This is a genomic window from Mycobacterium sp. 1423905.2, from assembly GCF_001673155.1.
Lineage (GTDB): Bacteria > Actinomycetota > Actinomycetes > Mycobacteriales > Mycobacteriaceae > Mycobacterium.
The window spans coordinates 13,009-31,530 of sequence record NZ_LZLE01000216.1 but is presented as its reverse complement, the minus strand read 5'-3'; the positions used below and the strand labels follow the sequence as shown (position 1 = coordinate 31,530).

Sequence of the window (18,522 nt, the reverse complement as noted above, 5' to 3'; positions counted from 1 at the left end):
CCTGGAGCGCAAGGACGGCGCGGCGTGGTTGACCCAAAACCACGGCGGCCCGGGTCTTTTCGGTTCGGTCGCCCAGCTGGTCAAGGTGCGGGCCGGCTACGAGGCCGCGCTGGCCGCGGTGCTGGGCTCGGCCGCCGACGCGTTGGCCGCCGACGATCTCGGTGCCGCTCGCAGCGCCGTTACCGCTCTCAAGCAGGCCGACGCCGGCCGGGCCGCCCTGGTGCTGGGCGACCGAACCGAAAAGACCCGGGCCGCCGTGGTTTTGGGTCAACCACGCCGCGCCGTCCTTGCGCTCCAGGCCCACCGAGAGGGCGTCGATGCGCGCGTGCAGCGAAGCCACCCGACGTTCGGCTTCCCGTTCGGCGGCCTGCAGTTCGCTGACCCGTCGGTCGGCCTGCAGCAAGGCGGCCACCGTCCGCTCGTGCTGCTCGTCGAGGCCGAGTTCGCCCTGATCGAGTTCACCGACGCGGCTTTGCACACCCTCGAACTCGGCCCGGGTCTGCTGAGCGCGGGCGGCGGCCTGCTCGATGCGTTCGGACAGCCGCGCGACGCTGTCGTCAATGGATTCCACCCGCGCCCGCATGGTCTCCACTTGGCCGGCCAGCCGCGCCAAGCCTTCGCGCCGGTCGGCTTCGGCGCGCACGGCGGCCAGGTGTGCCCGGTCGGCCTCGGCGGCCCGGCGTTCCCGGTCGGCCAGCTCGGCACGTGCGGCGTCCAACCGGGTGCGCGCCTGCGTCAGCTCGGCCAGGAGTTGTTCCTCGGCGATGGCCACCTGCTCGGCTTCGGCTTCCAGCGCGGCCGGGTCGGTGTCGCTGGTGGTCACCGGCTCGACATCGAGGTGCTGGGCGCGCTCGCTGGCGATGCGGATCGTTGCGCTGACCCGCTCCGCCAGGGCGGACAGGCCGAACCAGGTGTGCTGGATCGACTCGGCCCGGCCGGACAGTTCGGCCAGCGCGGCCTCGTGGGTGGCCAACTCCTCGGCGGCGATGGACAGGCGGGCGGCGGCCTCGTCGTGTTCGCGGCGCATCGTCGCCTCGGCCTCGAAGATCGCTTCCCGCTCGGTCTGCCGGTTGACCAGGTCGTCGGCGGCCAGCCGCAGCCGCGCGTCGCGCAGGTCGGCTTGGATGGTCTGGGCACGTCGGGCCACCTCGGCTTGGCGGCCCAGCGGCTTGAGTTGGCGGCGCAGTTCGGTGGTCAGGTCGGTCAACCGGGCCAGGTTGGCCGACATGGCGTCCAGCTTGCGCAGCGCCTTTTCCTTGCGCTTGCGGTGCTTGAGGACGCCGGCGGCTTCCTCGATGAACGCCCGTCGGTCTTCGGGCCGGGACTGCAGGATTTCGTCGAGTTTTCCCTGTCCGACGATGACGTGCATTTCCCGGCCGATGCCCGAGTCGCTGAGCAGTTCCTGGACATCCATCAACCGGCAACTGGTGCCGTTGATCTCGTATTCGCTGGCGCCGTCGCGGAACATGCGGCGGGTGATGGACACCTCGGAGTATTCGATGGGCAGCGCGTTGTCGGAGTTGTCGATGGTGACGGTAACTTCGGCGCGGCCCAGCGGCGCGCGCGATGACGTGCCGGCGAAGATGACGTCCTCCATCTTGCCGCCGCGCAAGGTCTTCGCCCCCTGCTCGCCCATCACCCAGGCCAGCGCGTCGACGACATTGGACTTACCCGAGCCGTTGGGGCCGACGACGGCGGTGATGCCCGGCTCGAAGCGCAGAGTCGTGGGCGCGGCGAAGGATTTGAAGCCCTTCAGCGTCAGACTCTTGAGGTACACGGCGTGCCAGATTACCGCTGAAATCACTCGGCTCTGCCCGCTCGGCGCGTGTCAGCGGGGGAAGTTGGGTCCCTTTGACACCGTCAGCCTATCGAGTCGCTCTGGTCACATCGGCAACTTCAGTACCGGTCTATCGGGTGCGTGATTATTGCCCGCCTCACAGCGACAATCTCCTACGGCGGCAGCGGCTTTGGGCGTCTGAGCGCCTACCGCTCGACGAATCCGGTGAACTGCTCCGTCGGCTCCGACCAGTCGGCGACAACCTTGTCGACGCGGCCCGGGGTGCTGTCACCCCGCAACAGCTCCAGCAGCCGCTCGCCGGCCGCGCGCGGGCCGTTGGCTACCACCAGGACACGACCGTCGGACTGGTTGGCCGCATATCCGGTCAGCCCCTGCTCGAGCGCGCGGCAGCGAGTCCACCAGCGAAAACCGACGCCCTGCACATGACCGTGCACCCACGCGGTCAGTCGCACGTCATCCGACATCGGCGACCTCGAAGTTGACCGTGGTTCCCTTCTGCAGGGTGCGACCGACCGTGCACACCGCGTCGACCGCCCGTTCGACGACGAGTCGCACCCGGTCTTTGTCTTCTGGGGTCAGCCCCGACAGGTCCAACTCGAGGGTTTCCTCGAGCAGCGGGTAGCGCTCCTGCTCGCGGTCGGCCGCCCCGGATACCCGGACCACCGCTCGGTAGTCGTCGCCGAGGCGGCGGGCCAGCGGCTGGTCGCTGGACATTCCACTGCAGGCGGCAAGTGCGATCTTGAGCAACTCACCCGGGGTGAAGACGCCGTCGACGTCCTCGGACCCGATAAGCACCTGCGCACCGCGAGAGCTGTGTCCCGTATAGCGGCGGGTGCCGGTGCGTTCCACCCATAGTTCCGTCATGGCTTCTTTCTACCGGGCGGCCATACTGTCTTCTCATGGCCACCGTCGTCGCCTTCCACGCCCATCCAGACGACGAGGTGATCCTTACCGGCGGCACACTGGCGCGCGCGGCGGCGGGCGGTCATCGCGTGGTTCTGGTGACCGCGACCGACGGCCGGGTGCACAACGCGGACGCCGACTGTCGATTGGACGAACTGCGTTCCAGCGCAGCAATTCTCGGTGCCCACCGGGTCGAGTGTCTGGGTTATGCCGACAGCGGATTCGGCCCGGACTTCTATCCCGACCCGCCCGGACGGGTCAGGTTCGGCCGAGCATCTGTCGACGAGGCGGCGCAGCAACTCGCGGCGATCCTGCGCGACGAGAAGGCCGATCTGCTGCTGAGTTACCAGTCCAACGGCGGCTATGGCCATCGGGATCATGTGCAGGTGCACCATGTCGGCAAGCGCGCCGCCGAACTCGCCGCCACCCCGAGGGTGCTGGAAGTGACCATGCCGCGCGAATTGCTCACTCGCATCGGCGATGTGGCCCGTTTACTGCGACTGCCGGCACCGTATGACCGCGAGATCGTCGGCAGTGCCTATGCGCCGCGGGCCGCCATCACGCACCGAATTGCGGTATTTCGGTTCGCCCGGCAGAAGCGGGACGCGTTCGCCGCCCATCGCTCGCAGATCGGCAACTCCGGAGTGGGTGCGCGCCTGTACTCGGTTCTGCTGCGGTTACCGCCGCAGGTGTTCGGAGTGCTGTTTCCGCACGAGTGGTTCGTCGATCCGGCGTTGCCCGCAGGCACCGTGCGCCGCGACATCTTCGACTGAGCGGTCACGGCCTCGAGTGTGCACACCGGGCGGGAAAGCCACCGTTCGGCCGCCCTGCCCGCTCAGTGGAAGCCGTCAGCGCACCTTCGATAGGCGTGGCCGAGGCTGACACTTCGGGCAGTAGCACGACGAGCGGTTCATGAACTTCTCCCGGCGCATCACCGCGCCGCAGCGGCGGCAATTCTGGCCTTCGCGGCCGTAGGCGTCCAGCGATCGGTCGAAGTAGCCGGATTCGCCGTTGACATTGACATACAGCGAATCGAACGACGTCCCGCCTTTGGCCAACGCCTCGCGCATCACCTCCGCCGCGGCGTCGAGCACCGCAGTGAGCTGCCGACGAGTCAGCGTGGACGCGATGCGCGCCCCGTTGACCTGGGCTCGCCACAGCGCCTCGTCGGCGTAGATATTGCCGATGCCCGACACCAGCTGCTGATCGAGCAGCTGCCTTTTGATCTCAGAGTGCTTGCGGCGCAACACCTTTACCACCGCGTCGACGTCGAAACGCGGGTCCAGCGGATCGCGAGCCACGTGGGAGACCGGCGCAGGCACCACACTGCCGTCCACGGTCACCAAATCGGCCAGCAGCCAACCCCCGAACGTCCGCTGGTCGGCGAAACTGAGCACCGTCCCGTCGTCGAGCAGTGCAGAAATCCGGACATGGTCGGCGCGCGGGACCGCCCCGAGCAACATCTGCCCGCTCATCCCCAAGTGCACCACCAATGCGGTATCCGGTTCGTCGTCGTCGGTGCCCAGCGTCAACCACAGGTACTTGCCGCGGCGATCGGTGCTGTGGATCCGCGTGCCCAGCAGTCGGGCCGTCAGGTCGGCGGGACCGGCTTCGTGTCGGCGCACGGCGCGCGGGTGGTGCACGCGGACCGCCGTCATCGTCTTGCCCACCACATGGGCCTGCAAGCCGCGGCGGACCACCTCGACTTCAGGGAGTTCCGGCATCTAGACCGAGGTTCTCCCCGGCACGGCGCTGTCCAGCTGGTTCCAGGCGGCGGCAGCGGCCTTTTGCTCCGCTTCCTTCTTGGAGCGGCCGACACCGGTGCCGTATTCGGTGTCCATCACGACGACGACCGCGGTGAACTCCTTGTCGTGGTCCGGCCCAGTGGAGCTGACCAGGTAGGACGGTGCGCCGAGATTGCGGGCCGCGGTCAGCTCTTGCAAGCTGGTCTTCCAGTCCAGTCCCGCCCCGAGGGTGGGCGCGGCGTCCAGCAGCGCTCCGAACAACCGGAGGATCGCTTCGCGGGCCACCTCGATGCCGTGTTGCAGGTAGATCGCACCGAGCAGCGATTCCATGCCGTCGGCCAGGATGCTCGACTTGTCGGCCCCGCCGGTGTTCACTTCGCCGCGGCCGAGCAGCATGTGCGCGCCCAGTCCGTCGTCGGAGAGGTTGCGCGCAACTTCAGCCAGCGCCTGGGTGTTGACGACGCTGGCCCGCAGTTTGGCCAAGTCACCTTCGGAGCGGTCGGGGTGGCGGTGATACAGCTCGTCGGTGATGGTCAGGCCCAGCACCGCGTCACCCAAGAACTCCAACCGCTCGTTGGTCGGCAGGCCGCCGTTTTCGTAGGCGTAGCTGCGATGGGTCAGCGCCAGGCAGAGCAGGTCGTCGGACAGGTCGACGCCGAGCGCGTCCAGCAGTGCTTGTCGAGGCGGACTCACCGCGGTCCCCGCTGCACGCTGTCGGGATCCTCCGGCTGCAGCATTTCGGCGAGCTTGGCCCACCTGGGGTCGATCTGTTCGTGATGGTGGTCGGGGTCGGTGGCCAGCGCGACGCCGCACTGCGGGCACAGCCCGGGGCAGTCCGGCTGGCATACCGGTGAAAAAGGTAGTTCCAGGCCGACGGCGTCGATGATCGGCTGCTCGAGGCTGATCGTCTCGCCCACGACGTGTCCCACTTCGTCTTCCTCGGTGGTTGCCTCGGTGGTGCTCTCCGGGTAGGCGAAGAGTTCGGTCAAGTAGACCTGCACCCGGCCCCGCGTCTCGGTCAGGCACCGCGAGCATTCCCCCGCGGTGGGCGCGGTGACCGTCCCGGTCACCAGCACTCCCTCGGACACCGACTCGACGCGCAGGTCGAGGTCCAACGGGGCGCCTTGCTCGATGGCGATGAGGTCCAGGCCGATGCGCATGGGGCTGTCCACGGTTTCCCGGATCGCGAACATGGCCCCTGGCCGACGCCCCAAGCGAGCAATGTCCACTGTCATGGGCGCGTTCGGACGCCGCTGCGCCGTTTGGCTGTGCTGCTTGCCCATAGAGGAAATCCTACGGCGCGTCGCGCGCAGAGCGAGCGTTCCCGCATTTCGGGCCGATGCTTCGGCCCCCCAGACAGCGCGGGCTAGCGAGTCGCGTAGTCGTGCGTACCGGCTGCAGTGCGCAGTTGGTGGCGGCCACGACCGACCGAGCGAAGCGTGCCGTTGAGAAACTCCTCGAACTCGGCCAGCTTGTTGTCGACGTAGATGTCGCATTCGCCGCGCAACCGGTCGGCCTCGGCGTGGGCGGTGTCGATCAGGCGGGTGGCTTCGGAGTTCGCGGCCAGCACCACCTCGTTCTGGGACACCAGGCGCTGTTGTTCCTTGATGCCCTCTTGCACGGCCTTCTCGTAAGAGATGTTGCCGTTCTCGATCAGCCGGTCGCACTCGGACTTGGCGCGGCTGATGCTCGCTTCGTACTCCCGCTTGGCCGACGCGGCGATGCGGATCGCCTCCTCGCGCGCCTCGCCGACCATGCGCTCGCTGTGCTGACGCGCCTCGCTGACCATCCGATCAGCCTGAGACTTGGCGTCGGACAGCAGCCGGTCGGCCTCGGCGCGGGCGTGGTTGAGCATCGACTCGGACTCGGTGGTCGCCGAGGAGACCATGGAGTCGGCGTGGGTCTTGGCGTCATGCAGCATCGAGTCGCGCGCGTCCAGCACGTCCTGGGCGTCGTCGAGTTCGCCGGGAATCGCGTCCTTGATGTCGTCGATCAACTCGAGCACATCCCCGCGGGGCACCACGCAGCCGGCGGTCATCGGCACGCCGCGGGCTTCTTCGACGATCGCGCTCAGTTCGTCCAGCGCTTCAAAGACTCGGTACACGGCCATGCCCTCCTGGCGTCTCGCCGAAAATGTTGTTACCAGTGTGCCTGGTGTTACCTTTGTGACGGCGGTGGTGACTACGGTGTGTCGGGCTTTGGCTTGATCGAATTGACGGCGCTTCGGCCCGCCATTGCTGGAGCCTACGCGTTGCGCTGCTGGTCGACAGTTCGGCGAGCATCTAGCGTTTGCCCCAGTCCCACCGCGGTGTGGTCATCAAGTCCTGGCCGGTGATGCGGGTTTCGCCGAAGTCCTTGTACAGCTCGATCTCCATCGCCCCGTCCGCGCCACCCAGGAACTCCAGGAGCGCCCTCGAGTGCGTCACCACGACGACCTGCGTCTGGGCGGCCGCCACTCGAATCAGCGAGGCCAACGGCCCTACCAAGCTAGGGTGCAGTGACGTCTCCGGTTCGTTCAGCACCATCAGCGACGGCGCCTGGGGGCTGAGCAGGGCGGCGGCCCATAGGAGGAAGCGCAACGTGCCGTCGGATAGTTCGGCGGCACGAAGCGGCCGCAGCATGCCGCGCTGGCGCAGGTGGAGATCGAACAGTCCCTCGTTGACGTCGACGGCCAGCGTCGCTCCGTCGAACGCTTCGGCGACGATGCGACTCAGGTCGTCGAATCCCGCCTCGATGATCGTTTGGATCGCGGCGGCAAGGTCATGGCCGTCGTCGGAGAGCACCGGCGTGCGGGTCCCCACCTGCCGTTGCCGCGCGGGCGCCGCGGCGTCCACCCGAAAACCGTCATAGAAGCGCCAACCCCGCAATCGCTCCCGCACGGCCACGAGTTCGGGAAGCGCCTGCGGATGGGCGTATTCGGCGAGAACGCTGCGATAGGAGGGCAACGACCGGCACAGTTCGGTGAAGCCGCGCCCGGTTTCGCCGCTGACTTCAGCGAAGTCCCGGGTTCGGCGCACCAGTGTGGTGGCGTTGCGCAGCACCGGGCCGGCGAACAATACTTCTCGCTTGATCTCCGGATCGAGCGCGAAGGCAGATTCGATGCCAGCCATTTGCGGCATTCCAAGATCGACCAGATAGCCGAAATCGTCTGCGGCGAAGCCCATTTCGAGGGATACGACGCGGGTGCGCCGGGTTCCTTCGGCCTTCCCCGTCCGCCGTGCGCCACTGAGTTGTTCCGGCCCGGCCCAGAGTGCGGACTGCAAACCCCCTTCCCGGGCCAGCGAGGCGATCACCTCGCCCCGGCCGCAATCCGCCAGCAACCGCAGGGCGCGATACAGCGACGACTTGCCGGCGCCGTTGGCCCCGGTGACGATGGACAGCCGACCTAGCGGCAGGATCACCTCACGCAGTGAGCGGTATCCGCGAATTGCCACCGTCTGCAGCATGGGGCTGACTGTAGCGGCCGGGTCCGACATCCGTTGCGACATACCCCGCGGGGGTATAAGATCGCTGAGTGGCGGAGAAGGTGCTCAAGGCGCTCGGACATGCGTTGGCATTGACGGGCTCAATGACCTGGGAAATCTTGTGGGCGCTGATTCTGGGCTTCGCGCTGTCTGCGGTGATACAGGCGGTGGTTCGCCGCTCGACGATCGTGAGCTTGATGGGCGACGACCGGCCCCGCACCCTGGCCGTGGCGGCCGGTCTGGGAGCGGCGTCGTCGTCGTGTTCCTATGCGGCGGTTGCCTTGGCGCGCTCGCTGTTTCGCAAGGGCGCGAATTTCACGGCGGCCATGGCGTTCGAAATCGGTTCCACCAACCTCGTCGTCGAGTTGGGCATCATCCTGGCGCTGCTGATGGGATGGCAATTCACTGCGGCGGAGTTCGTCGGCGGCCCGCTGATGATCATCGGGCTGGCGCTTCTGTTCCGGCTCTTCGTGCGGGGCCGGTTGATCGACGCCGCTCGCGCCCAAGCTGATCGGGGCATCGCCGGTTCGATGGAAGGCCACGCCGCGATGGACATGTCGATTCAGGCCGAGGGATCCTTCTGGCGACGACTCTTCTCGCCGGCCGGGCTCACCTCGGTCTCGCACGTATTCGTGATGGAGTGGTTGGCCATCCTGCGCGACCTGGTCATCGGCCTGTTGATCGCGGGCGCGATAGCAGCGTGGGTGCCCGATTCGTTTTGGCGCGAGTTCTTTTTGACCGACCATCCCGCCGTGTCCGCGCTGTGGGGTCCGATCGTCGGGCCGATCGTCGCGATTGTGTCGTTCGTCTGCTCGATCGGCAACGTGCCCCTTGCCGCGGTGCTGTGGAACGGTGGCATCAGCTTCGGCGGCGTGATCGCCTTCATCTTCGCCGACTTGTTGATTCTGCCGATCCTCAATATCTACCGGAAGTACTACGGCCCCCGGATGATGCTGACATTGTTGGGCACGTTTTACGCGTCCATGGTCGCCGCGGGTTATCTGGTCGAATTGCTGTTTGGCGCAGCCCAACTCATTCCGAGCCAGCGCAACGCCATGGTGATGGATGCCGGCATCTCGTGGAACTACACCACCTGGCTCAACATCGTCTTCCTGCTTGTGGCAGCGGTTTTGGTGACACGGTTCTTCGCCACGGGCGGCGTGCCGATGTTGCGGATGATGGGCGGTGCCCCGGACGACGAACACGAGCACGGGGGCCATGGCTGCCATGGGCATGAGGCCGGCCACCACGGGCACAGTTAGGCGAAACGAGCCTGCGGACAATCGAATACGCCTGTCGGTGGGTGGCGATATCATTCGAACATGAGTTCGAGTACGCGCGAAGACATCGCCGAGGTCTTTGACGCGCTCGATGCCGACGTGGATCGCCTTTGTGGCTTGTCCTTTGATGCGCTGACGACCCCGGAGCGGTTGCGGTTGCTGGAGCGGTTGGAGCGGGTGGCGCGCCGCGTGCCGGCGGCGCGGCACGAGTTGATCAATCAGCTTGCCGCGCAAGCCGGCGAGGAGGAGTTGGGCGGTCGGTTGGCCCACGCGTTGGCGTTGCGGTTGCGGATAACCCGCGCCGAGGCCAGCCAGCGGATCGGGGAAGCCGCCGACCTGGGTGAGCGTCGCGCGCTGACCGGGCAGCCGTTGGCGCCGCGGTTGACCGCGACCGCCGCCTCGCAGCGCGACGGTCACATCGGCGCGGAGCACGTGCGCGTAATCCGCGGCTTCTTCCACCGGCTTGCCGGCCCACGTGGATGTGGAAACCGAGGAGAAGGCCGAAGCGCATCTGGCCAAGTTGGCTAGTCAGTACCGGCCCGATCAATTGGCCAAGTTGGCTGAGCGGCTGATGGACTGCCTGCACCCCGATGGGGACTACACCGACGACGACCGCGCCCGCCGCCGCGGTCTTACGCTGGGCAAGCAAGACGTCGATGGGATGTCGCGGCTGAGCGGCTATCTGACTCCCGAAGCGCGCGCCACCCTGGAAGCCGTATTGGCGAAGTTGGCCGCGCCGGGCATGTGCAATCCCGAGGATGAGGCGCCGTGTGTGCAGGGATCGCCGCCCGAAGAGGTGATCCGCCATGACCTGCGCTCGGCGGCGCAGCGCAACCACGACGCGCTCAACGCCGCCTGCCGTGCACTGTTGTGTAGCGGAAATCTGGGTAACCACAATGGTCTGCCGGCCAGCATCATCGTCACCACGACACTGCAGGACTTGGAGGCCGCCGCGGGTCGGGGGCTGACCGGCGGCGGCACCTTGCTGCCCATGAGCGATGTGATTCGCCTGTCTCGTCACGCTCACCATTACCTGGCGATTTTTGACCACGGCAGGGCACTGGCGCTGTACCACACTAAACGGTTGGCCTCCCCCGCACAGCGAATTGTGTTGTACGGCAAGGACCGTGGCTGCAGCGCCCCGGGCTGCGACGTCCCCGGCTACTACTGCGAAGTCCACCACGTCACCCCATACGCCCAATGCCACACCACCGACGTCAACGAACTCACCTTCGCCTGCGGCGGCGACCATTCCCTCGCCGCACAGGGCTACACCACGCGCAAAAACACCAGAGGCGACACCGAATGGATCCCCCCACCACATCTGGACTCGCTCGGTAGGGGAAGCCAACCCAGAGTCAACGACTTCCACCACCCCGAGCGGATCCTGGAGGAGGATCCTTAGCGCGAGTGTTGTTGCGCCGCTAGTACTCTTGCCGCAACCGCTCCTGCAGCCGTCGGTTCACCGGTTCGGGCAGCAGCTCCGACACATCACCGCCCAGCATCGCGACTTCCTTCGCCAGAGACGACGACACGAAGGAATATCGTGGCGCGGTCGCGACGAAGAAGGTATCGACACCGGCGACATGTTTGTTCATCTGCGCCATCTGCACCTCGTATTCGAAGTCGGTGCCGGTGCGAAGACCCTTGACGATCGCGTTCAGCCCGCAGGCTCGGACGAAATCGACGACCAGACCTTCGCCAGCCTCCACCCGGATGTTTTCCAGGTGCGTCGTCGACTCGTTGATCATGGCGATCCGCTCGTCGATGTCGAACATGCCGCGCTTGGCGGGGTTCACCAGGATGGCGACCACCACCTCGTCAAATTGCGCCGCGGCGCGTTCGAATACGTCGATGTGGCCCAACGTCACCGGATCGAATGACCCCGGGCATACCGCGCCGCTCATAGGCGATGACGCTAGCAGGGGCGCTCAGGAGTCGTATTCGGCGAACTCCAATCGAGTGTCGCCGTACACCCGCTGCGGCCATGGCTCCCACCCTGCGGGCCAGGTCAGTGGCGCACTGGTCGCCGCCCGCTCTATCACCGCAAGCGTGCCGGCCCCAGCCCAGCCGTGGGTCCGCAACGCGGATAGCACCGCCTCGACCTCAGCGGTGTCGACCTCATAAGGCGGGTCAGCCAGCACCAAGTCGACCGGCGCCGGCGCCCCACCCGCCAGTACGGACGACACCGACCCGCGGCGCAGCGACGCCCCGGCCAGCCCCAGCGCAGAGATATTGCGGGCAATGACGGCCGCAGCGCGCTGATCGGATTCGACGAACAGCACCGTGGCGGCTCCGCGCGAAAGCGCCTCGAGCCCTAGCGCACCGGAACCCGCGTACAGGTCCAACACCACCATGCCGGTCAGGCCCCGCCGGGCGGTCAGGATGTTGAACAGCGACTCGCGCACCCGGTCAGTGGTGGGCCGGGTTCCGCGCGGCGGCACGACGAGGCGCCGACCGCCGGCGACGCCGCCGATGATCCTGGTCACCAGTCAGCTCACTACCACCAGCAGGTCGCCGCCTTCCACCTGAGCAGTGCTCGACACCGCCACCCGCTCGACGGTGCCGTCGCTGGGCGCGGTGATCGGGGCCTCCATCTTCATCGCCTCGATGGTGGCGATCGTCTGCCCCGCACTGACCTGATCACCCTCGGCCACCCCAACCGTGACCACTCCGGCGAACGGTGCCGCGATGTGCCCCGGCTTGCCTCGGTCGGCCTTCTCCGCCGCCGGTACCGCGCTGGCAATGCTGCGATCGCGCACCAGCACTGGCCGCAACTGCCCGTTGATGATGCACATCACCGTCCGCATACCGCGCTCGTCGGGCTCGCTAATCGCCTCCAGCCCGATCAGCAACTCCACCCCACGCTCCAGCTGCACCCGGTGCTCTTCGCCCTGCCGTAACCCGTAGAAGAACTGGTTGGCCGACAACAGCGACGTGTCGCCGTACTCCTCTCGGTGATCTTCGAATTCCTCTGTCGGAGCAGGGAACAACAGGCGGTTCAGCGCCGCCTGACGCTTGGGCCCGGCAGCGGCCAGCGTCGTTTCGTCGTCCTGGGTCAGCTCCTGCACCGGCTTGGCCGGCCCACGGCCCTCCAACGCCGTGGTGCGCAGCGGTTCCGGCCACCCGCCGGCCGGATCGCCCAGCTCTCCTTGCAAGAAGCCCACCACCGACTCCGGAATATCGAATCGGGCTGGCTCGTCGGCGAATTCGTCCGCGCTGACCCCAGAACCGACCAAGGCGAGCGCCAGATCACCGACCACCTTCGACGACGGAGTGACCTTGATCAGCCGGCCCAGCACCCGGTCGGCGCCGGCATACGCCTCTTCGACCTCTTCGAACCGGTCCCCCAGTCCCAACGCGATCGCCTGCTGGCGCAGGTTGGACAACTGGCCGCCAGGAATCTCGTGGCGATAGACCCGGCCGGTGGGCCCCGGTAAGCCGGATTCGAAAGGTGCGTAAACCTTTCGCAGCGCCTCCCAGTACGGTTCCAGCGCGCACACGGCCGCCAGCGACAGCCCGCTGTCGTAATCGGTGTGGGCGGCGGCGGCCACGATCGAACTCAGCGCCGGCTGGCTGGTGGTGCCGGCCAGCGGAGCGGCGGCGCCGTCGACGGCATCGGCACCGGCCTGCCACGCGGCGATATAGCTGGCCAGTTGGCCGCCGGGGGTGTCGTGGGTGTGTACGTGGATCGGCACATCGAACCGGCTGCGCAACGCTCCCACCAACGTGTGCGCGGCCGGTGCCCGCAGCAGTCCGGCCATGTCCTTGATGGCCAGCACATGCGCGCCGGCCTCGACGATCCGCTCGGCCAGGCGCAGGTAGTAATCGAGGGTATAGAGCCGCTCCCCCGGATCGGACAGGTCGCCGGTGTAGCACATCGCGACTTCGGCGATGGCGGAACCGGTTTCGCGCACCGCGTCGATCGCCGGGCGCATCGAGTCGAGGTTGTTCAGTGCGTCGAAGATGCGGAAGATGTCGATGCCGGTGAGGGTTGCCTCCTCGATAAAGGCCGACGTCACCGACTCCGGATACGGCGTGTAGCCGACGGTGTTGCGGCCCCGCAGCAGCATCTGCAGGCAGATGTTGGGCATCGCCTCACGCAGCGCCGCCAGCCGCTCCCACGGGTCTTCCTTCAAAAATCGCAGCGCCACATCATATGTGGCGCCACCCCAGCACTCCACCGACAACAGCTGCGGCATCATCCGCGCGACGTAGGGGGCCACCATGATCAACCCGCTGGTGCGCACTCGGGTGGCGAGCAACGATTGATGCGCGTCCCGAAACGTCGTGTCGGTGACGCCGACCGCCGGCGAGTGACGTAACCAGCGCGCGAAACCCTCCGGTCCCAGTTCCATCAAGCGTTGCTTGGAGCCGGGCGGCGCTGCTGCCTCCAGGTCGATGTCGGGCAGCTTGTCCTGCGCGTACACCGTCGACGGCCGGGTGCCGTGCGGCTTGTTGACGGTGACGTCGGCCAGGTAGTTGAGAATTTTGGTGCCTCGGTCGGCCGACGTGCGCGCGGTCAGCAGTTGCGGTCGCTCGTCGATGAAGGACGTGGCGACCCGCCCGGCCTGGAAGTCGGCATCGTCGAGAACCGCTTGCAGGAAGGGAATATTCGTCGATACCCCGCGAATGCGGAATTCGGCCATGGCGCGCCGCGCCCGGTTGACCGCCGTGGTGAAGTCGCGACCCCGGCAGGTCAATTTAACCAGCATCGAATCGAAGTGTGCGCTGATCTCCGCGCCCAGAATGGTGTTGCCGTCCAACCGGATACCGGCACCGCCGGGGGTGCGCAAGGCACTGATCCGCCCGGTGTCGGGCCGGAAGCCGTTGGCCGGATCTTCGGTGGTGATGCGACACTGCAGCGCGGCCCCGTGCGGCTGAATGGCGCCCTGGTTCAGCCCCAGGTCGTCGAGCGTCTCCCCGGCAGCGATGCGCAGTTGGCTGGAGACCAAGTCGACGTCGGTGATCTCCTCGGTTACGGTGTGCTCCACCTGAATGCGCGGGTTCATCTCGATGAAGACGTACTGCCCGTCCGGGTTCAGCAGGAACTCAACCGTTCCGGCGCAGCTGTATCCGATATGCCGGGCGAACGCGACCGCATCCGCGCAGATCTTCATCCGCAATTCGGGCGGTAGGTTCGGCGCCGGCGCCAACTCGATGACCTTCTGATGGCGGCGCTGCACGCTGCAGTCCCGCTCGAAGAGGTGGATGACGTTGCCGCGGTTGTCCGCCAGGATTTGCACCTCGATGTGGCGGGGCCGCAATACGGCCTCTTCGAGATAGACGGTGGGGTCACCGAACGCCGACTCCGCCTCTCGGCTGGCCGCTTCGACGGCCTCGGGCAGTTCACCGCTCTCTGACACGCGGCGCATGCCGCGACCACCGCCGCCGGCAACCGCTTTGACGAACAACGGAAATCGCAGATCGTCTGCCGCAGCGACCAAATCGTCGACCGAGTCGGACGGCTCAGAAGACTGCAACACGGGCAGACCGGCCGCGCGTGCGGCGGCGATGGCGCGCGACTTATGCCCGGTCAGCTCGAGGACTTCGGCGCGGGGACCGACGAAGGTGATGCCCGCGGCCGCGCACGCCGCAGCCAGCTCGGGATTTTCCGACAGGAAGCCGTAGCCGGGATAGATGGCGTCAGCGCCCGCGCGGCGGGCCGTTTCGATAATCTCGTCGACCGACAGGTAAGCCCGCACCGGGTGGCCGACTTCGCCGATCTGATACGACTCGTCGGCTTTGGTGCGGTGCAGTGAGTTGCGGTCCTCGTAGGAATAGACGGCGACGGTTCCGATACCGAGTTCGTAGGCGGCCCGGAATGCTCGGATCGCGATCTCCCCGCGATTGGCGACCAGCACTTTGGAGATCACGCTTGGCCCCTCTCAGATGAGTGTCGACCAATAGTTCCAGAAGCGGACCATGATCAGCAGGAAGACCGCCGTGAACCACAACGTGACGATGGACCACCGCCAGTGGTACAGCGCCCGCAGACCGGAGTTGCGGTCGATCGCCGGGCGAAACGCCATGGACGCCGCCACCACCAGAAGCGGGATGGTGACCGCCCAGACCACCATGCAGTACGGGCACAACGCACCGATGCGGTACAGGCTCTGGAAGATCAGCCAGTGCACGAAGATGGCGCCGATCAACGTGCCGGCCGTCAGCCCGATCCAGTACCACCGCGGCAAAGGGACTTTCGCGACCGCCAGCACGCCGGTCACCACCACCACGCTGAACGCCGCAATGCCCAGTAGCGGATTGGGGAATCCGAGCAGCGACGCCTGTGGTGTCACCATCACCGAGCCGCACGACACGATCGGGTTGATGTTGCACGACGGCACGTACGACGAATTGAGCAGCAGCTCAATCTTTTCCACCGTCAACGTCGCCGAGGCGATGAGGCCGACCACCCCGGCGATCAACACCCACCACGCGCTGGGCGCCGGTGCCCGCCACGGCGCCGGGTCGGCCGGTTCGCGCTCGGCGGTCTGCTCGGCGGGTTGAGCTGACACCACGGTCGTCAGCGCGCTGCGCCGGCCGCGGCCGCGTCGATGCCCGGCACGTTGCCGACGATCTCTTTGATCTTGGCGACCAACGCGTCCGGCGTCGTCCACTCGTACTCGGTGCCGTTGATCTTGACCGTCGGCGTGGCGTGAATGTTGGCCGCCGCCGCCAGGCCGGTCACCTTCGACAGGTACTTGCCGCTGTTGATGCAGTCCGGCACCGAGCCACCGGCACCGGCTTCGCGCGCGAGTTCGATCAGGCGAGCGTTGTCGGGGAAGGACTTGCCGGTCTCTTGCGGCTGAATGTCTTGGCTGTAGAGCGCTTCGTGGAAGCGGCGGAAGGCGGCCAGGTTCTCGTCGGCGACGCAGTAGGCCGCGGCGGCGGCACGCGACGAGTAGTTCTGCGTCCGTGGGCTGTCCAGAATCGTCACCATGGTGTAGTCGGCGGCGATCGCGCCGGTGTCGATCAACTTCGACACCGTGGACCCGAAGCCGCGCTCGAAATTGCCGCACGCCGGGCAGAGGAAGTCCTCGTAGAAGGACACCACGGCCTTCGGGTTCTTGGTACCCGGGTCGGTGACCAAGTTGTTGGAAGTCACCCGCACCGAATCGCCCGGCCCGAGCGGGCCGCCCTTCTTGTGGTGGGAGTTGACGGCGTAGAACACCACGGCGACCAGAAACAACACCACAATGGCGGTGCCGCCGATCTGCAGCAGCCGACCAGACTTCTTGTCGCCGGACTTCAGGTCGAATCGCGGGGGGCTTTTCTTTTTGTCGGCCACAGGTTCGCTGGTCCTCCCGTAGGTGGTGTCCGGGCCGCAGTCCGCGGCGGCGCCTCTAGAGTACCGGCGACGTCCGCACGCAGCTCATGCCCGGCTCAGGTGCGCACGCAGCGCCGAGATCAGCTCGTTTGTCCCGGCGGCGCTCCCCCCGCCCAGCGGGAACAGGTTGACGAAGCCATGCGTCAGCGAACCGAAGTAGCGGAAGTCGACCGGCGTCCCCGCTTCGCGCAGCGCCTTGGCGTAATCCTCGCCTTCGTCGCGCAGCGGGTCGAAGCCACCAACGGCGATCAACGCCGGCGCCAAACCGGCCAACGACTCGGCGAGCGCCGGTGACACCCGCGGATCGGTGCGGTCGACACCCGAATTGCGCAGGTATTGCGACTCGAACCAATCGATGTCGCGCTTGGTCAGCAGGAAGCCGCGCGCGAATAGGCTCAGCGATCGGGTGCGGGCGGTGAAGTCGGTGCGCGGGTAGATCAGCCACTGCAGCACGGGCGTGGGACCGCCCTTGTCCCGGGCCAGCTGGCTGACCACAGCCGCCAGGTTGCCGCCCGCGCTGTCGCCGCCGACGGCTACCCGGCCGGGGGTCGCACCGAGTTCTGCGGCGTGGGCATGAGCCCACTCGAAGGCGGCGAACGAGTCCTCGACGGCAGCCGGAGCCGGATGCTCCGGCCCCAGCCGGTAGCCGACCGAGAGCACGTGGATGCCGGCGTCCCGGCAAATCAGCCGGCACAGCGCGTCGTGGGTGTCCAGGTCGCCGATCGTCCAGCCGCCGCCGTGGTAGAAGACCAGCAGCGGCGCGGGCTGACCGTCGGGCGGGACGTAGTGGCGGGCGGGGATGTCGCCGGCCGGTCCCGGTATCGACAGGTCGCGCACCGTCACGTGAATCTGGGGGCCAGGCATCTCCAGGGTCGTTTGGCGCATCTGAGCCCGGGAAGACGCCGGATCGTCGTCAACGGCCAGCCCGTCGATGCCCACCGCTCGCAGCGCCGCCAGCATCAACTGCAGCGTCGGATCCAGCGTGTTGCCGTCGATGATCACCGAGCGACCACCCGTCAACGCCCGCTTGGCCGGGGTCGGAATCCACGGGATGACCTTGACGCCGATGTTGGTGATCCGGTTCTGCACCCGACTCAACCGCCGAATCGCGGTCGGCTTCGCTCCAGGCTGCACGTCCTGCGCGCCTGGCAGACTTTTCGTCATGGCTGCTGCTCCCTCGATCACCCTCAACGATGGTCATTCGATTCCCGCCGTCGGATTCGGAGTCTTCCAGATCCCTCCAGAGGACACCGAGCAGGCGGTATCTGCGGCACTGCACGCCGGTTACCGGCACGTCGATACGGCGACGGCCTACCGTAACGAACGCGAAACCGGGCGCGCGGTGGCTGACTCCGGTATACCGCGCGACGAGCTGTACGTCGTGACCAAACTGTGGAACACCGACCAGGGCTACGACAGCACGCTGCGGGCGTTCGACGCCAGCATGGAGCGCCTGGGCCTGGATTATCTCGACCTGTACCTCATTCATTGGCCACAACCGCGATTGAACAAATTCGTCGACACCTTCAAAGCGTTCGCGCACTTGCGCGACCAGGGCCGTATCCGCTCGATCGGCGTCAGCAACTTCGAGCCCGAACACCTGACGGTCTTGGTCGACGCGACCGGCATCGTTCCGGCGGTCAACCAGATCGAATTGCATCCGCGGCTGGCGCAAACCGAATTGCGGGAGGTGCACGCCCAGCGCGGCATCGCCACCGAGGCTTGGTCGCCGCTGGGGCAGGGTTCGCTGCTGGAACATCCGACAATCACCGCGGTCGCCGAAGGTTGTGGCCGGACACCCGCCCAGGTGTTGATTAGGTGGCATATTCAACTCGGTAATATCGTGATTCCCAAGTCGGTGAACCCCCAGCGGATTGCGAGCAACTTCGACGTGTTCGACTTCGAACTGAGCGCTGCGGATATGGCGTCAATCTCCTCGCTTGACGACGGCACCCGGCTGGGCCCAGATCCAAGAACCTTCAACTCCACAGGTAGGTGATTG

At 66.8% G+C, this 18,522-nt stretch carries 16 protein-coding genes and 3 pseudogenes; 5 read left to right on the top strand and 14 right to left on the bottom strand.

From position 1 onward, the window contains the following. Positions 1–85 precede the first annotated feature (85 nt). Positions 86–193: pseudogene (locus A9W95_RS27960) on the top strand (hypothetical protein); the annotation flags it as partial. Positions 194–1,003: 810 nt separating this feature from the next. Here the strand turns inward: A9W95_RS27960 and A9W95_RS28405 are convergent. From A9W95_RS28405 to A9W95_RS13325, 3 genes and pseudogenes are all read right to left on the bottom strand, one after another. Continuing rightward, a pseudogene (locus A9W95_RS28405) lies at positions 1,004–1,777 on the bottom strand (chromosome segregation SMC family protein); the annotation flags it as partial. Positions 1,778–1,983: 206 nt separating this feature from the next. Next, positions 1,984–2,262: an acylphosphatase gene (locus tag A9W95_RS13330; RefSeq protein ID WP_067413187.1), complete on the bottom strand. Its 279-nt coding sequence runs from the start codon at positions 2,260–2,262 to the stop codon at positions 1,984–1,986. Further along, entirely contained in the window at positions 2,252–2,662 is a 411-nt protein-coding gene (locus A9W95_RS13325) for an OsmC family protein (protein WP_067413184.1), read from the bottom strand. Before A9W95_RS13325 ends, A9W95_RS13330 begins: the two co-directional genes overlap by 11 nt. Before the next feature lie 35 nt (positions 2,663–2,697). Between A9W95_RS13325 and A9W95_RS13320 the strand changes: the two genes are divergently transcribed. Beyond that, a complete protein-coding gene (locus A9W95_RS13320; protein ID WP_067413182.1) occupies positions 2,698–3,474 on the top strand; it encodes a PIG-L deacetylase family protein in 777 nt (258 codons plus the stop codon). Positions 3,475–3,549: 75 nt separating this feature from the next. Here the strand turns inward: A9W95_RS13320 and mutM are convergent, their stop codons facing one another. The 5 genes from mutM to A9W95_RS13295 form a co-directional block, all read right to left on the bottom strand. Continuing rightward, positions 3,550–4,425, bottom strand: coding sequence for a DNA-formamidopyrimidine glycosylase (mutM, locus tag A9W95_RS13315; RefSeq protein WP_067413179.1), 876 nt, complete (start codon positions 4,423–4,425; stop codon positions 3,550–3,552). Beyond that, on the bottom strand, positions 4,426–5,139 hold the full coding sequence (gene rnc, locus A9W95_RS13310; protein ID WP_067413176.1) for a ribonuclease III: 714 nt from the start codon (positions 5,137–5,139) through the stop codon (positions 4,426–4,428). Beyond that, the gene (locus A9W95_RS13305) at positions 5,136–5,729 is read right to left on the bottom strand and encodes a DUF177 domain-containing protein (RefSeq protein WP_156746185.1); all 594 of its coding nucleotides are present in this window, start codon (positions 5,727–5,729) and stop codon (positions 5,136–5,138) included. Before A9W95_RS13305 ends, rnc begins: the two co-directional genes overlap by 4 nt. Before the next feature lie 83 nt (positions 5,730–5,812). After that, complete coding sequence (gene sepIVA, locus A9W95_RS13300; RefSeq protein ID WP_067413204.1) at positions 5,813–6,550, bottom strand: cell division protein SepIVA; 738 nt, start codon at positions 6,548–6,550, stop codon at positions 5,813–5,815. A 178-nt stretch (positions 6,551–6,728) separates the two neighbouring features. Beyond that, positions 6,729–7,892, bottom strand: coding sequence for an AAA family ATPase (locus A9W95_RS13295; protein WP_067413173.1), 1,164 nt, complete (start codon positions 7,890–7,892; stop codon positions 6,729–6,731). Between the two features lie 68 nt (positions 7,893–7,960). Between A9W95_RS13295 and A9W95_RS13290 the strand changes: the two genes are divergently transcribed. Both A9W95_RS13290 and A9W95_RS26280 read left to right on the top strand, forming a co-directional pair. Then, the gene (locus A9W95_RS13290) at positions 7,961–9,172 is read left to right on the top strand and encodes a permease (protein WP_067413170.1); all 1,212 of its coding nucleotides are present in this window, start codon (positions 7,961–7,963) and stop codon (positions 9,170–9,172) included. 60 nt (positions 9,173–9,232) lie between these two features. Beyond that, a pseudogene (locus tag A9W95_RS26280) lies at positions 9,233–10,595 on the top strand (HNH endonuclease signature motif containing protein). Between the two features lie 19 nt (positions 10,596–10,614). Here A9W95_RS26280 and coaD read toward each other — a convergent pair. From coaD to A9W95_RS13250, 6 genes are all read right to left on the bottom strand, one after another. Next, positions 10,615–11,097, bottom strand: a complete 483-nt coding sequence (gene coaD, locus A9W95_RS13275) for a pantetheine-phosphate adenylyltransferase (RefSeq protein WP_067413165.1) — start codon at positions 11,095–11,097, stop codon at positions 10,615–10,617. A gap of 24 nt (positions 11,098–11,121) precedes the next feature. Beyond that, positions 11,122–11,679: a 16S rRNA (guanine(966)-N(2))-methyltransferase RsmD gene (gene rsmD, locus A9W95_RS13270; RefSeq protein WP_067413162.1), complete on the bottom strand. Its 558-nt coding sequence runs from the start codon at positions 11,677–11,679 to the stop codon at positions 11,122–11,124. A 3-nt stretch (positions 11,680–11,682) separates the two neighbouring features. After that, positions 11,683–15,066, bottom strand: a complete 3,384-nt coding sequence (locus tag A9W95_RS13265; RefSeq protein WP_067413160.1) for a pyruvate carboxylase — start codon at positions 15,064–15,066, stop codon at positions 11,683–11,685. A 12-nt stretch (positions 15,067–15,078) separates the two neighbouring features. Beyond that, positions 15,079–15,711: a vitamin K epoxide reductase family protein gene (locus tag A9W95_RS13260; RefSeq protein ID WP_156746184.1), complete on the bottom strand. Its 633-nt coding sequence runs from the start codon at positions 15,709–15,711 to the stop codon at positions 15,079–15,081. Between the two features lie 5 nt (positions 15,712–15,716). Then, positions 15,717–16,481, bottom strand: a complete 765-nt coding sequence (locus A9W95_RS13255; protein WP_067413157.1) for a DsbA family protein — start codon at positions 16,479–16,481, stop codon at positions 15,717–15,719. Between the two features lie 84 nt (positions 16,482–16,565). Beyond that, the gene (locus A9W95_RS13250) at positions 16,566–17,684 is read right to left on the bottom strand and encodes an alpha/beta hydrolase (protein WP_067413155.1); all 1,119 of its coding nucleotides are present in this window, start codon (positions 17,682–17,684) and stop codon (positions 16,566–16,568) included. Here A9W95_RS13250 and A9W95_RS13245 point away from each other — a divergent pair. Then, on the top strand, positions 17,683–18,519 hold the full coding sequence (locus A9W95_RS13245) for an aldo/keto reductase (protein ID WP_067413153.1): 837 nt from the start codon (positions 17,683–17,685) through the stop codon (positions 18,517–18,519). The two genes, A9W95_RS13250 and A9W95_RS13245, sit on opposite strands and share 2 nt — an antisense overlap. Positions 18,520–18,522 lie beyond the last annotated feature (3 nt).